The organism is Solwaraspora sp. WMMA2059 (assembly GCF_027497315.1).
Classification (GTDB): domain Bacteria; phylum Actinomycetota; class Actinomycetes; order Mycobacteriales; family Micromonosporaceae; genus Micromonospora_E.
Map to the genome: position 1 here is coordinate 4,962,716 of NZ_CP114908.1, position 13,067 is coordinate 4,975,782.

At 70.1% G+C, this 13,067-nt stretch carries 14 protein-coding genes and 1 other RNA gene; 4 read left to right on the plus strand and 11 right to left on the minus strand.

The window, feature by feature from the left end; genetic code table 11:
* Nucleotides 1-97 precede the first annotated feature (97 nt).
* On the plus strand, nucleotides 98-901 hold the full coding sequence (locus tag O7553_RS22650; protein ID WP_281551687.1) for an S-methyl-5'-thioadenosine phosphorylase: 804 nt from the start codon (nucleotides 98-100) through the stop codon (nucleotides 899-901).
* Here O7553_RS22650 and O7553_RS22655 read toward each other — a convergent pair.
* The 10 genes from O7553_RS22655 to O7553_RS22700 all read right to left on the minus strand — a co-directional run bounded on the left by O7553_RS22655 (nucleotide 863) and on the right by O7553_RS22700 (nucleotide 9,619).
* Complete coding sequence (locus O7553_RS22655) at nucleotides 863-1,123, minus strand: hypothetical protein (protein ID WP_281551688.1); 261 nt, start codon at nucleotides 1,121-1,123, stop codon at nucleotides 863-865. The two genes, O7553_RS22650 and O7553_RS22655, sit on opposite strands and share 39 nt — an antisense overlap.
* 3 nt (nucleotides 1,124-1,126) lie before the next feature.
* On the minus strand, nucleotides 1,127-2,101 hold the full coding sequence (locus O7553_RS22660) for a hypothetical protein (protein ID WP_281551689.1): 975 nt from the start codon (nucleotides 2,099-2,101) through the stop codon (nucleotides 1,127-1,129).
* A 124-nt stretch (nucleotides 2,102-2,225) separates the two neighbouring features.
* Nucleotides 2,226-2,599, minus strand: a transfer-messenger RNA (tmRNA) gene (gene ssrA, locus O7553_RS22665).
* A 123-nt stretch (nucleotides 2,600-2,722) separates the two neighbouring features.
* Nucleotides 2,723-3,199, minus strand: a complete 477-nt coding sequence (smpB, locus tag O7553_RS22670) for an SsrA-binding protein SmpB (RefSeq protein ID WP_123603705.1) — start codon at nucleotides 3,197-3,199, stop codon at nucleotides 2,723-2,725.
* A gap of 173 nt (nucleotides 3,200-3,372) precedes the next feature.
* A complete protein-coding gene (gene ftsX / locus O7553_RS22675) occupies nucleotides 3,373-4,248 on the minus strand; it encodes a permease-like cell division protein FtsX (protein WP_281551690.1) in 876 nt (291 codons plus the stop codon).
* 96 nt (nucleotides 4,249-4,344) lie between these two features.
* Complete coding sequence (gene ftsE, locus O7553_RS22680) at nucleotides 4,345-5,025, minus strand: cell division ATP-binding protein FtsE (RefSeq protein WP_123603706.1); 681 nt, start codon at nucleotides 5,023-5,025, stop codon at nucleotides 4,345-4,347.
* Nucleotides 5,026-5,244: 219 nt separating this feature from the next.
* The gene (prfB, locus tag O7553_RS22685) at nucleotides 5,245-6,360 is read right to left on the minus strand and encodes a peptide chain release factor 2 (protein WP_281551691.1); all 1,116 of its coding nucleotides are present in this window, start codon (nucleotides 6,358-6,360) and stop codon (nucleotides 5,245-5,247) included.
* 45 nt (nucleotides 6,361-6,405) lie between these two features.
* Nucleotides 6,406-6,921, minus strand: a complete 516-nt coding sequence (locus O7553_RS22690; RefSeq protein ID WP_123603708.1) for a PadR family transcriptional regulator — start codon at nucleotides 6,919-6,921, stop codon at nucleotides 6,406-6,408.
* 220 nt (nucleotides 6,922-7,141) lie between these two features.
* Nucleotides 7,142-8,476 carry a serine/threonine-protein kinase gene (locus tag O7553_RS22695; RefSeq protein ID WP_281551692.1) on the minus strand — a complete coding sequence of 445 codons (1,335 nt, stop codon included), beginning with the start codon at nucleotides 8,474-8,476 and terminating at the stop codon, nucleotides 7,142-7,144.
* Between the two features lie 111 nt (nucleotides 8,477-8,587).
* Nucleotides 8,588-9,619 (minus strand): hypothetical protein, encoded by a 1,032-nt coding sequence (locus O7553_RS22700; RefSeq protein ID WP_281551693.1) that lies wholly within the window; start codon nucleotides 9,617-9,619, stop codon nucleotides 8,588-8,590.
* A 185-nt stretch (nucleotides 9,620-9,804) separates the two neighbouring features.
* Here O7553_RS22700 and pruA point away from each other — a divergent pair, with 185 nt between their 5' ends.
* Entirely contained in the window at nucleotides 9,805-11,433 is a 1,629-nt protein-coding gene (gene pruA / locus O7553_RS22705; protein WP_281551694.1) for an L-glutamate gamma-semialdehyde dehydrogenase, read from the plus strand.
* Between the two features lie 19 nt (nucleotides 11,434-11,452).
* Here the strand turns inward: pruA and O7553_RS22710 are convergent, their stop codons facing one another.
* A complete protein-coding gene (locus O7553_RS22710; RefSeq protein ID WP_281551695.1) occupies nucleotides 11,453-11,953 on the minus strand; it encodes a hypothetical protein in 501 nt (166 codons plus the stop codon).
* 108 nt (nucleotides 11,954-12,061) lie between these two features.
* Here O7553_RS22710 and O7553_RS22715 point away from each other — a divergent pair, with 108 nt between their 5' ends.
* Together O7553_RS22715 and O7553_RS22720 are read left to right on the plus strand one after the other, a co-directional pair.
* Nucleotides 12,062-12,289, plus strand: a complete 228-nt coding sequence (locus tag O7553_RS22715) for a helix-turn-helix domain-containing protein (RefSeq protein ID WP_281551696.1) — start codon at nucleotides 12,062-12,064, stop codon at nucleotides 12,287-12,289.
* A gap of 122 nt (nucleotides 12,290-12,411) precedes the next feature.
* Entirely contained in the window at nucleotides 12,412-13,056 is a 645-nt protein-coding gene (locus tag O7553_RS22720) for an Rv3235 family protein (protein WP_281551697.1), read from the plus strand.
* The last annotated feature ends 11 nt before the right edge of the window (nucleotides 13,057-13,067 follow it).

The following is a 13,067-nucleotide window of genomic DNA, read 5'->3' on the forward strand; positions in this document are numbered from 1 at the left end:
GGCACCATAGCTTGCTCGGCAGCGCCCGGTTAAGGTCTAACCGCGGGGGCGTGGCATCGGTGTTTCCGGCCACCCTGCCCGAAACGGGAGGGATCTGATGCAGGCGCAGGCAGAGCTCGCGGTGATCGGCGGATCCGGGCTGTACGCGTTGCTGGACAACGCGACGGAGCACCGGGTGCCGACGCCGTACGGTGAACCGTCCGATCCGATCACCGTCGCCGATGTCGGCGGGCGGCGGGTCGCGTTCCTGCCCCGACACGGCCGCGATCACCGGCATCCGCCACACCGGATCCCGTACCGGGCCAACCTGTGGGCACTGCGCTCGCTCGGCGTACGCCAGGTGCTGGCGCCGTGCGCGGTCGGCGGGCTGCGCCCGGAGCTCGGCCCGGGCACGTTCGTGGTGCCCGACCAGTTGATCGACCGGACCAGTGCGCGGGTGCAGACCTTCTACGACCAGGGTGCGGTGCACGTCAGCTTCGCTGACCCGTACTGCCCGACCGGGCGGTCGGTGCTGCTGCGGGTCGGCGCCGAGCAGGGCCTGCAGCCACGTGACGGCGGTGCGGTGGTGGTGGTCGAGGGGCCACGGTTCTCCACTAGGGCGGAGTCCCGGTGGTTCACCGCGATCGGCGGCGCGGTGGTCAACATGACCGGCCACCCGGAGGCGATCCTCGCCCGGGAGCTGGCGCTGTGCTACACGTCGATCGCCCTGGTGACCGATTTGGACGCGGGCGTCGAGGGTGGGCACGCGGTCACCCAGGAAGAGGTGTTCCGGGTGTTCGGCGAGAACACCGCTCGGCTACGCGCGCTGCTGCTGGCCGCGCTGGAGACCTGGCCGATGGATCGGGACTGCCCGTGCCCGCGGTCACTCGACGGCATCACCCTGCCACTCGAGCTGCCCTGACGGTGCCAGCACCACAACCGCAGCGCTGATCCCGGCGACGTCGAGGCACATCCGGATCCGGTTGCCGGTCGCCGCGTCACCGGCCAGGATCACCGCCTCCCCGGCGGGCAGGTTCCAGGCTCCAGCCGGTTGGCGCTGCCCGGGCAGCCCTCGGTCGAGCAGTTGGGACATGGTCACGGCGGTGTCATCCGGTTCCTGACCCGGGCCGTACGGCTGCGGCATGGCTCAGCCGCCCGCAGCGACGTGCAGTGGGCGACCGGTGAGCGCGTCCAGCACCGTACGGTCACCGAGCGCCTCGTCGAGGGTCACGGTGACCGGATGGAACAGCAGTTGGTCGGTGCACTCCTGCGCAGTGCGGGTCACACCGCCGGCGACCACCACTGCGTCCGCGTACTCCTGGACGAACGGGGTGATGTCGCTGTCGCAGGCTCCGACGCCGAGTCGGTACGCCAACTCGGTGCCGTCGACGCCGGTGAGGTCCTGTGCGGTGACGAACGTGGTGAGGCCGGTCGCGTCCGGCACCTGCGGGTCGGGTGCCGGTACGGCGACCGATTCGGCGACGGCGACCCGGGCGACCGGCCCGTCGAGTTCGGCGACGTCGAACAGCCAGGCGGGCACCTGCGCCGTGCCCCGGCTGGTCAGCAGCTCGACGGTGCCGAGCGTGGCGGCCGTGACGGTCAGCGCCTGGCAGCCGAGCTCACCGGAGTCAGTGACACCGTCGTCCGGGCCAGGTGTGCCGCCCAGGTCGGTGGCGCTGCTGGTCGGGTCGGGGCCAGGTCGGGCCGCGTCGCACTGGGGCGGGTCGCCCTGGCGTAGTTCCGCGTACGCGTCGGCGGCGCTGACCAGCGGTACGCTCAGCGTCCCGTCGGGGAAGTCGACCGTGCCGTCGGCGGGTGTCTCGGTCGACACGGTCAGCTCGGCCCGGTACCACCCGGCGTGGAACGCCTGCTCGGTCTCCGGGGTGAACCCGGGCTCGGCGGGGAGCACGGTACGGCTCTGCAGGGGTGCGTAGCCGGCCAGCCACTCCTGCCGCCCGCTCGCGGTGCGCCACGCCTCGGCGACCTCGTCGGCACGCTGCTGGAAGGTCTCCCAGCGTTCGTCGGCGGACCCGCCTGGCCCGCCGGGTCCGGTCCCGTCGGTCCGCGCGCAACCTGCGATCAGGATCAGTGTTATGCCCAACAGGGCGGTGAAACGGCGCATGTCGGGTCAGACGCACCAGGTTGGCAGCGGGTTCCCGGACCAACTGGGCGGTGGGCTACACATGGTGAGTTCGGCCCGACAATGCAGCCGGCCCACCGCCTGGCGGCGGTGGGCCGGCTGTCGTCCGTGGAGGTGCCGGGAATCGAACCCGGGTCCTTCGGCGTCTTGCCAGGGCTTCTCCGAGCGCAGCTCGCTGTGCCTCTACTCGGCCCCATCGATCACGCGAGCGAGTCGATGTGACGGGCCCAGTCGCGTTTGATCTCGCCGCACGAACCCCGCGACCGGGTTCGCTAGGCCAGCCCTCTCACTGATGCCGGTTACTGGGCCGAAGGCAGTCCCAGACCGACAGACTTGCTACTCGCCTCAGGCGGCGAGAGCGAAGTCAGCGCGCTTGGAGTTGGCGCTTATTGGTTTCCGACGACCGATTCACGAGACGACGTCGGCTTCCTCGGCTCGCTTCCCCTGCCGCAACGTACGAAGTCGAAACCAGTCACCCCCTGGTGTGCGGCGCGGCCCGGAGGTGGTCCGCGTCCTAACCGATCCTAACGCCTCCGGCCCCCGGCTTCATCCCGATTACGGCCGGAAGACTTGAGCCGGCTACGGACAGAAGGTGCTGCTCGGTCAGCCCATCCCCTTGCCACGCCGGCCGACCGCCCGCTGGATCTCCCGGTCGGCGTCCCGCTTGGCCAGGTCCTGCCGCTTGTCGTAGGACTTCTTGCCCCGGGCGAGTGCCAGCTCGACCTTGGCCCAGCCGTCGGAGAAGTAGACCGAGAGCGGGACCAGGGTCAGCCCGCCCTCCCGCAGCTTGCCGAGCAGCCGGTCGATCTCGGTGCGGTGCAGCAGCAGCTTGCGGGTCCGGCGGGGCTCATGGTTGGTCCAGGTGCCCTGGTCGTACTCCGGGATGTGCATGCCGTACAGGAAGATCTCGCCCTGCCGTTCCTGGGCGAAGGCGTCCACCAGTGAGGCCCGGCCGGAGCGCAGCGACTTGACCTCGGTGCCGGTCAGCGCCATGCCGGCCTCGTACACGTCGGTGATGGCGTAGTCGTGCCGAGCCTTGCGGTTCGAGGCGACGACCTTGCGCCCTTTCTCCCGCGGCATGGCTGCCTCCTCTCCGGACCCGGGCGCCGCTGCGCAGACGCGGCGCCGACGGACAACCGCGCCATGTTACCCCGCGACGACGCGCCGGCCGGTACCAGCTTTCCGGTGACCAACCGGCGCGCGGCGGCAGGTGGAATCGGATCGGGTCGAGGTCGAACCCGCAGGTAGGGGCGTCAGACCCGCAGGTAGAAGCGCAGCGTCACCCAGGCGGTGATCGCGCTGACCAGGCCGCCGACGCCGGCCATCACCGGGAACATCAGCAGTACGCTGCTCCACTCGATGGGGGTCAGCAGCTCGGTGAGGTCGCGCAGCGAGCCGTCGAGCAGGAACATCTTGCCCAGCACCAGGGCACCGAAGCCGAGCAGCGAGCCGAACAGGCCGGCGACGACGGCTTCGAGTACGAACGGGGCCTGGATGAACCAGTTGGAGGCGCCGACCAGTCGCATCACGGCGACCTCGCGCCGCTTGCTGTACGCCGCGACCTGGATCGTGTTGCCGACCAGCAGCAACGCCGCCACGGCCATGATCGACGCGGCGATCAGCGCCATGCTCTGCACCGAGCCGAGGATGTTGAAGATCTTGTCGAGCAGTCTGCGCTGGTCGACGATCTCGTCGATGCCCTCGGTGCCGTTGTACTTGTCGAAGATCGCCTGGTACTCCTCCGGATCGATCAACTTGATCCGGAACGACTCGGGCAGTTGGTCCGGCTCGACCGCGTTGACCAGATCCGGAGCGTCGGCGTAGAGCGTCTGGAAGCGGTTGTACGCCTCTTCCTTGGACTCGTACGTCACGTTGGAGATCAACGGGTCGGCGTCGAGCGAGCTCTGCAGACTGTCGCGTTGCTCCTCGGAGACGTCGGACACCAGGAAGATCGAGACCTCGATCTGGTCGTAGTAGAAGTCCTTCATCGAGTTGACCTGCAGGTACATCAGACCACTCGCGCCCAGCATGGTGAGCGACACCGCCATGGTGATGATCATGGCGACGGTCATCGTCACGTTGCGCCACAGCCCGACCATCACCTCGGACAGGACGTATTTCGCGCGCATCGGGTTCCTCTTCCGGATCTGCCGCTGGATGGTGGTACCAGGCCGCCACGTGCCGGTGCCGGCCGACACAGGCCCCGGTGGAGCCGTGGTGGCTGGTTAGCCGTAGACGCCGCGAGCCTGGTCGCGGACGATCCGGCCGGCCTCGATTTCGATGACCCGACGCCGCATCTGGTTGACGATGTTCGAGTCGTGGGTGACCATCACGACCGTGGTACCGGTGCGGTTGATCCGGTCCAGCAGCCGCATGATCTCGATCGAGGTGTCCGGGTCGAGGTTTCCGGTCGGCTCGTCGGCGAGCAGCACCAGCGGCCGGTTGACGAACGCCCGGGCCACCGCGACGCGCTGCTGCTCACCACCGGAAAGTTCGTGCGGGTAGCGGTGCTCCTTGCCGCCCAGGCCGACCAGCTCCAGCACCTCAGGGACGACCCGCCGGGCGACCGCCTTGGTCTTGCCGATCACCTCGAGGGCGAAGGCGACGTTCTCGTACGCGGTGCGGTTGGGCAGCAGCCGGAAGTCCTGGAACACGCAACCGATGGAGCGCCGGAAGTTGGGGATCTTCCAGGAGCGCATGGTCGTGACGTCCTTGCTGTTGACGATGACCTTGCCCTGGTTGGGGGTCACCTCGTGCAGCAGCAGCTTGATGATCGTGGACTTGCCGGAGCCGGACGGACCGATGAAGAAGACGAACTCGCCCTTCTCGATCGCGACCGACACGTTGTCCAGCGAGGGCCGGGACGCCTTCGGGTACGTCTTCGTCACTTGCTCGAGCGCAATCACGGGTGGTGAGTCTACGCGGTGTAACGGCTACGCCAAGTCCAGCCTGATGGCGGATGTCTCCTATGTCGGTAATGCGCGAGGTTTCGTACCAGCAAATCCCCGCGAAACCCAGGAAATCAGCCGTCCGGACCGGACCGACACCACCCGAAATGATGGGCTCAGTCACAGGCCGTACATGAGACTTGAGGACGAATAGTAGTTAGACGACTGCTACCGGTATCAGTCCTCGGCAAGTTCCTGTTGCTTGCGCCAGCGGATGCCAGCCTCGATGAAGGCGTCCAGGTCACCGTCGAGCACCGCGGTCGGGTTGCCGGTCTCCTGCTCGGTCCGTAGATCCTTCACCATCTGGTATGGGTGCAGCACGTACGACCGCATCTGGTCGCCCCACGAGCCGGCGGCGTCGGTCTTGAGCCCGGCCATCTTGGCCTGCTCCTCCTGTCGCTTGCGCTCCAGCAGCCGGGCCTGCAGCACGCGCAGCGCGGCGGCCTTGTTCTGCAGCTGGGACTTCTCGTTCTGACAGGTGACCACGATGCCGGTGGGGGTGTGGGTGAGCCGTACGGCCGAGTCGGTGGTGTTCACGCTCTGCCCGCCCGGCCCCGACGACCGGTAGACGTCCACCCGGATCTCGTTCTCCGGGATGTCGATGTGATCGGTCTGCTCGACCACCGGCAGCACCTCGACGCCGGCGAAGCTGGTCTGCCGCCGGCCCTGGTTGTCGAATGGGCTGATCCGCACCAAACGGTGCGTTCCGGACTCAACACTCAGAGTGCCGAACGCATACGGCGCCTTGACCGTGAAGGTGGCCGACTTGAGACCGGCCTCCTCCGCGTACGACGTCTCGTAAACCTCGGTGGGGTAGCCGTGCCGCTCCGCCCACCGCAGGTACATGCGCAGCAGCATCTCGGCGAAGTCGGCGGCGTCGACACCGCCGGCCCCGGCCCGGATCGCCACCAGCGCCTCCCGGGAGTCGTACTCCCCGGAGAGCAGCGTGCGCACCTCCAACTCCTCGATCGCCTTGTGCAACCCGGCCAGCTCGGTGCCGACTTCAGCGACCGTGCCGGCGTCCTCCTCCGCCTGCGCCATCTCCAGCAGCAAGGCCGCGTCGTCCAGCCGGGTGCGCAACGACTCCAGCTTGGCGATCTCCGCGTTCGCGTACGACAGCCGAGAGGTGACCTGCTGTGCCCTCGCCTGGTCGTTCCAGAGGTCGGGGGCAGAGGCAGCCTCCTCCAGCTCCGCCCGGTCGCGGCGCAGTCGATCGATGTCGATGACCGCCTCGATCCGGCGAAGCGTGGCGTCAAGATCTTTGAGCTGGTCGGCATAGTCGGCAGTGGTCACAACCGACAACAATACGTCGTGACCACCGACGACCGGCGCCGGTGGTCAGCCCACCGGTGCGGTCTTCAGCCAGGAGAGTGCGGCCTTGTGGTAGGCGACGGCGAACTCGAGCGCGGCGGCCCCGAAGGTGTCGCCGTTCTTCTTCGCCTCGCGTGCCTGCTCGCGGGCCGCGGCCAACGCCTCGGTGTGATGCTCGCTCGCGTCCGCGTAGACCGTCTTGAGCTGGTCGGCCGTGTGGTGTTCGCCGAACGCCACCCGCAACGCGATCGGGTTACGCACCGAGTCGCGACCCGGGGCGTCGGCCAACCACTTGAGGAACGCGCGCTTGCCGGCCGCGGTGATCGCGTACGGCTGGCTGGACCGCGGCCCGGGCTTGCCGAGCCGGACCAGGCCCTGCTCGGCGAGCACCGGTAGCTCCCGGTACACCTGACTTCTGGTCATCGACCAGTAAGCGCCGAGTCGACGGTCAGCTTCAGCCATCAGCTGCCCGCCTGTCATGGGTCCTTCATGGAGCAGGCCGAGAAGGGCTGCCGCCGTGGGATTGATTCGTACATCCGCCATGCCCTCTACGCTGCCACTTTGTCGCCTCTACGTCCAGGATTTGGCGCGATCCGCGACCAACCGTGTTCTATAGTGCACTGTCTGTGGACGACGGTCCGGTAAGGAAGATCAATATTTACCATCAGGCAGCAAAACGGACAAAGAATATGTTACCCGCAGCAACATGCCCGCGTGTAGGAATCATTAGCGAAGTTTGAAGCATGAAGTCTACTTCGTCTGACTAGTTCGGAGTGTCCGGTCCGGCCACCCCGGACATCGGCCACTGTGGCACCGGGTCCCCGATCCGGAGCCCCAGCTCACCGGGCATATCCTCCGTAAAGCCTGGTGGCTGTCCCGAGTCGGACGGGTGCGGCGTCCCGATGGCCACACCAGACCCAGCCATCCCGCTCGAACCTACCTGGCCGGTGGGACCAACCGAGCTTCCCGACGACGCCCCACCCTCCGGTTCCCCCGGGGACACCGACACCGGCGATGACTTCGCAGCCGGCGGAACCGACGCGCCGACCGGGCCGATCGGCCCGCTGAGCCGACCCGGCTGCGGACCGGTCCCCTGCCCGGCCGCCAGGGTGAGACCCGCCACCACCGCCGACAACGCGAGCCCCGCACCGGCCAACACGCCGAACTGCAGTGCCCGGCGTCGGGGCCGCGCTCCCACCGCAGCCCCAGCGGTGGCCGGAACGTCGCGGGGCCACCAGGTGACCGTATCCGCCGGCAACGCCGGCAACGCCGGCCAGCCGTCGAGCGCCGGCTCCAGACCACGTAACCGGGCGACGAGCGACCGGGCGGTCGGCCGGTCCGCCGGTCGCGCTGCCAGGCACTGCTCGATCACCGGCCACACCGCCGGTGGCAGCCCCGCCGGTGGTACGGGCGCACACCGCCGGTGCCGGGCGAGGACCTCGTCGGCGCTCCCGCCCCGGTACGGCGTACGGCCGCACAGCAACTCGAACAGCACGATGCCGAGCGCATAGACGTCCGACGACCAGGTCGGCGGACCGCCACAGGCGATCTCCGGCGCGGCGTACTCAGGGGTGGCCAGGGTGGCCTGATCCGGAGCCGCCGCATGCCCGGCCCGGGCGGCGCCGAAGTCGATCAGCCGCACCCGGCCCCCGTCCGCCGGTGCCAGCAGGTTCGCCGGTTTGACGTCGCCGTGCGCGATGTCACGTTCGTGCAGGTACGACAGAGCAGTGGCGACCTGCGCGGCGACGGCGACCGCGACAGCCGGTGGCAGCGGACCGTCCCGGCGGACCCGGTGGCGCAGGTCGTCGCCGTCGACCAGGTCCAGAACCAGGGCGGGCAGGTCGCCCACGGCGGTCCGGGCCCGGAGCCGGATCACGTTCGGATGGTTCAGCCGGGACAGCAGAGCGGCCTCGGTGTGGAAGCCCTCCACCAAATCGGGATGCTCGGCGGCCTCCGACCGGAGCACCTTCACCGCCACCGGCACGTCGTCATGCAGATCGTGCCCGCGGTGCACCGCGCCGACCGCCCCACGGGAGAACTCTGCCCCCAGCCGGTACCGCCCATCGAGCGCCTGTCGCGTGCTGTCCTGCCCGTCCACTCGCTCGACGGTAGGTGTGCGGCCGAGGAGCGACGGTCGCCGAACTGACGCTTGGCACGAACCTGGGAGGGATCCGCGTCACTGTGACGGAAAGTTGTCCGACCAGGTACGTCAGCGGATGCCCGCCGAGCCCACCGCCGGCTCGGAATCCCCGGCCGGCTCGGAACCCGCAGCCGGCTCCGCAGCCGGCTGGCCGGGCAACGTCCGGCCGAGGCAGATCAACGCGGTGAACGCCGCGGTGAACAGGACGATCAACGCCGAGTTGATTCGGGCCCCGTCGGCCATGGTCTGGAAGGCCTGGTCGCTTTCGCTGAACGACCGGGCCAGATCGAGCAGTTGGGCACCGCCGACCCGGGTGACCACCTCGGCGATCACCAACAGCAGGCCGGGACCGGCCCCGGCGACCAGGTATCCAGGCCAGGGCAGCGACCGGCCGGACCGGCGTACCGCCCGGTGCAGGTAGCCGAAGATCACCAGCCCGGCGAGGGCACCGGCCAGCAGGGCGGTGACCCAGACCAGTCGGGACTGCGCGGCCAGCACGGATCCGGCGGTGTCGGCGGCTCCGAACAGCTCCAGCAGCGGCCCCTTGGCAAGTTCCCGGGCGGTCGTCGTGCCGGCGACCGCCAGCGCGCCGGCGGCGGCCGCCGCCGTCAGCAGGCCGGCACGACGGTGCAGACCCGTCAACGCACCACCGACCGTGGCGCCGGCGAACAGCGCCCAGCCGAGGATCTCGACGGCCGACCCGCCCCGGCCGTCGCCGAACACGACAGCGGCGGCGGCACCGACGCCGGTCGACGCTCCGCAGCCGAGGGCGACAAACAGTCTCGGCACCGCCGCCGCGCCCAGCCACCGGTGCGCCAGCCGGCGGACCGCCTGTCCGACACCCGCTCCGGCGATCAGCGCCGCGAAGATCACCGCCGGGAGCCCGTACGCGGTCTCGGTCACCGCGAGCACCCCGTCGGTGGACGACCCCAGGGTACTCAGCACGGAGACGATCAGCAGGGTCAACCAGGCGAGGCTGAGCCAACCGAGCAGGACCGCCGCGCCGACCGAGCCGTCCGGGCCGTCGTGCGGGACCATCGCGGCGTCCGAGCCGTCCGGGCCCACCTCGGCATCGGAGGCGGCTGCGGGTTGGCTGCTCATCGCTGGTGCCCTCCTGGTCGTCGGACGCGCTGTCGCCCGGTGCCGACCAGGGTACGCGGATCGGCGTGCGGGTCAGCTGGGCGTGCGACGATGGGACCCGGACCGCGTCGCCGTGGCCGCCCCACCGGGTGCCCCGACGGGTCCGTCTTTCGCCGACGTTGTCGAGATCACGCCAGGAGCCTGTGATGGACGCCGTTTCCGCCACCCCCGACCCCCGCAACGAACCGATCCGCGACTACGCGCCGGGCAGTGCCGAGCGGGCCGACCTGAGCCGCCGGCTCGCCGAGTTGTCAGCCGACCGGATCGAACTGCCGATGACGATCGGCGGCCGGCAGCGGATGGCGGCGGGCGCGCCGATCGAGGTGGTGATGCCGCACCGGCGCCGGCACGTCCTCGGGGTCACCGGCAACGCCGAGCCGGCCGACGCCGAGGCCGCGGTGGCAGCGGCCAAGCAGGCGGCGCCGGGCTGGCGCAACCTGCCGTACGCCGAACGGGCCGCGGTCTTCCTGCGCGCCGCCGACCTGCTGGCCGGCCCGTGGCGGGACACGGTGAACGCGGCCACGATGCTCGGTCAGTCCAAGACCGCCTACCAGGCGGAGATCGACTCGGCCTGCGAGCTGATCGACTTCCTACGGTTCAACGTGCACTTCGGTCATCAGGTGCTGGCCGAGCAGCCCTGGTCCGCGCCGGGGGTGTGGAACCGGTTCGACCACCGCCCGTTGGAGGGCTTCGTCTACGCGGTCACCCCGTTCAACTTCACCGCGATCGCCGGCAACCTGCCGTCCGCGCCGGCGTTGATGGGCAACACGGTGGTCTGGAAGCCGTCGCCGACGCAGCAGTTCGCCGCCCACTTCACCATGCGGCTGTTCGAGGCCGCCGGGCTGCCGCCGGGGGTGATCAATCTGGTCACCGGGGACGGGCTGGCGGTGTCCGAGGTGACGCTGGCCGACCGGGATCTGGCCGGAATCCACTTCACCGGCTCCACTCGGGTGTTCCAGCAGCTGTGGCGGACCGTCGGGGAGAACATCGGCCGGTACCGTTCGTACCCTCGGCTGGTCGGTGAGACCGGCGGCAAGGACTTCATCGTGGCGCATTCCAGCGCCGACCCGGCGGCGCTGCACACCGCCCTGGTCCGGGGCGCGTACGAGTACCAGGGGCAGAAGTGCTCGGCGGCGTCCCGGGCGTACCTGCCGAAGTCGCTGTGGACGGCCGGGCTGCGGGACCGACTGGTCGCGACGGTCGAGTCACTGCCCTACGGCGACGTGGCCGACTTCACCAACTTCGGCGGCGCGGTCATCGACGACCGGGCGTTCGCCCGGCACGCGGCCGTGCTGGACCGGGTCCGCAACGACCCGTCGTGTCAGGTGCTGGCCGGTGGCACGGTCGACGACAGCGTCGGCTGGTTCGTCCGGCCCACCCTGTTGACCTGCACCGATCCCGGGCACGAGGTGTTCAGCACCGAGTACTTCGGCCCGATCCTGGCGGTGTCGGTCTACGACGACGACCAGTTCTGGGACGTGGTGGCCCAGGCCGAGGAGATCGCTCCGTACGCGTTGACCGGGTCGGTGTTCGCGACCGACCGGCGGGTGATCGACCGAGCCGGCGCCATGCTGCGGTACGCGGCCGGCAACTTCTACGTCAACGACAAGCCGACCGGTGCGGTCGTCGGGCAGCAGCCGTTCGGCGGCGCCCGGGGCAGCGGCACCAACGACAAGGCCGGGTCGAAGCACAACCTGCTGCGCTGGACGTCGCCGCGCACGATCAAGGAGACGTTCGTGCCGCCGGTCGGCCACCGCTACCCGCACATGGGCTGAGCCGGGCGAGCCGGCCCGGTCACAGCAGCGTATCCAGCTCGGACACGTCGTACCACTCCAGTTCGTGGTCCTCGGCACCGTCCACGACGAACTGGGCGTCGGGGTCGCCGGCGGCGGCCTGCGACACGGCGTCCACCGCCGCCGACACGTCGTCGACCGCCTCGTCGCCGTCGACGTGCACCGCGGCGACCGAGGCGAAGGCGATCGGGCCGGCCAGCGTCACGGTGCTGGAGCCAAGCTCGGCGACGGACCGTTTCAACGCGTCCGCCGGCAGGTCGACGGCGATCACCACCCGCCGTCGCGGGGCGGCCGGATCGTCGCGCAGGTGGCGCAGTGACTCCTGGGCGGCGCGGGTGAACGCGACGTACTCCAACTCTTCTTCGTCACCCTCGACGTACCACTCCCGCAGCGCGGGGGTCACGGTGTGCGCGACGTCGGAAGCCAGTTGGCCGGTGCCGCGGAGCCCGGCGAGCGCCGGCAGGGTGGCCGGGACGTAGACCCGGAGCAGGTTGTTGGACACGCTCGCCCCCCACAGATGTCGTCGCTGATGCAATGTACGCCGCCGAGCGGGCCACCGGGGCCACGGTGGCACACTGAACCGACCGACGTAGACGAGCCGGGAGTCACCGTGGAGCCGAGGTTCCTGCAGTTGTCCGACGTCGCCGCCGAACTCAACGTATCCGACTCGCAGGTCTATCACATGGTTCGCAGTGGCGAGTTGCCCGCGATCAAGATCGGCGGCCGCGGACAGTGGCGGGTGGAACGCGCCCAGCTGGAGGAGTACATCCAGCGCAAGTACGCCGAGACGGCGCAGTGGGTGCAGAGCAACCCGCTGATCGAGCGCGAGCCGGAGTAGTCCGGCGACTACTGGTTGTCCGAACACCGTCATCGACAGACGTTGACGGACGGTGTCATGCTGGCTTCAAATCGGTCTGCCGAAGGCAAACGAAGGCAAACGCAAGATCAACAGGAGCTCGGATGACTGTCGCGACCCGGATCCGACGTCCCCCCGTCCGACTGCGGCCCGCCCCGCCGCTGGACCCGCCGTTCACCGACGAGCCGGCTCAGTTCGACCTGCGTCCCGGCCCCCATCCCGGTGTACAGCTGGCGCTCGACCTGGCCCAGGCGACACCCGGCGCCGTGGTCACCGATCGGTCGGCGACCACCGCCGGCCCACCGGCCGACGGCCGGCGCGGGCTGGCGCCGGATGCGCTCGCCGGTGCGTCACCGGAGGCCCGGCGGGCCGCGCACCGGTTTCTGGCCGCGAGCCTGGAGATCATCAACGGGTTCCGCCCGGCCGGTCACATCCGCCGGCTCGCCGACCCGGCGCAGGCGCTCGCGGTCGGCGCGCAGCTGGCCGCCGCCGTCGACCGGGCCCGGAGACCGGACGACCCGGGCCGGGTCCGACGCGGGCCGGCATCGCCGCAGCCAACGCCGGTCACCCGGGGTAAGCGGCGCACGGCCGAGCTGCTCCGGGTCCGTCAACTGCGGGTCTGCGAGCCGGCCAGCGGCGTCGCGGAGGCCGTCGCGGTGCTCGGCACCACCGAGCGCAGCTGGGCGCTCGCCTTCCGGCTGGAGCGCCGGCCCACCGGCTGGTTGACCGTCACAGTCGACGTCGTGTGACCGGGCACACT

What these genes read in the sequence shown, in the direction of transcription:
- O7553_RS22650 (WP_281551687.1), top strand. Translation starts at nt 98, where the DNA reads ATGCAGGCGCAGGCAGAGCTCGCGGTGATCGGCGGATCCGGGCTGTAC.
- O7553_RS22655 (WP_281551688.1), bottom strand. Translation starts at nt 1,123, where the DNA reads ATGCCGCAGCCGTACGGCCCGGGTCAGGAACCGGATGACACCGCCGTG.
- O7553_RS22660 (WP_281551689.1), bottom strand. Translation starts at nt 2,101, where the DNA reads ATGCGCCGTTTCACCGCCCTGTTGGGCATAACACTGATCCTGATCGCA.
- smpB (WP_123603705.1), bottom strand. Translation starts at nt 3,199, where the DNA reads ATGCCGCGGGAGAAAGGGCGCAAGGTCGTCGCCTCGAACCGCAAGGCT.
- ftsX (WP_281551690.1), bottom strand. Translation starts at nt 4,248, where the DNA reads ATGCGCGCGAAATACGTCCTGTCCGAGGTGATGGTCGGGCTGTGGCGC.
- O7553_RS22690 (WP_123603708.1), bottom strand. Translation starts at nt 6,921, where the DNA reads ATGGCGGATGTACGAATCAATCCCACGGCGGCAGCCCTTCTCGGCCTG.
- O7553_RS22700 (WP_281551693.1), bottom strand. Translation starts at nt 9,619, where the DNA reads ATGAGCAGCCAACCCGCAGCCGCCTCCGATGCCGAGGTGGGCCCGGAC.
- pruA (WP_281551694.1), top strand. Translation starts at nt 9,805, where the DNA reads ATGGACGCCGTTTCCGCCACCCCCGACCCCCGCAACGAACCGATCCGC.
- O7553_RS22720 (WP_281551697.1), top strand. Translation starts at nt 12,412, where the DNA reads ATGACTGTCGCGACCCGGATCCGACGTCCCCCCGTCCGACTGCGGCCC.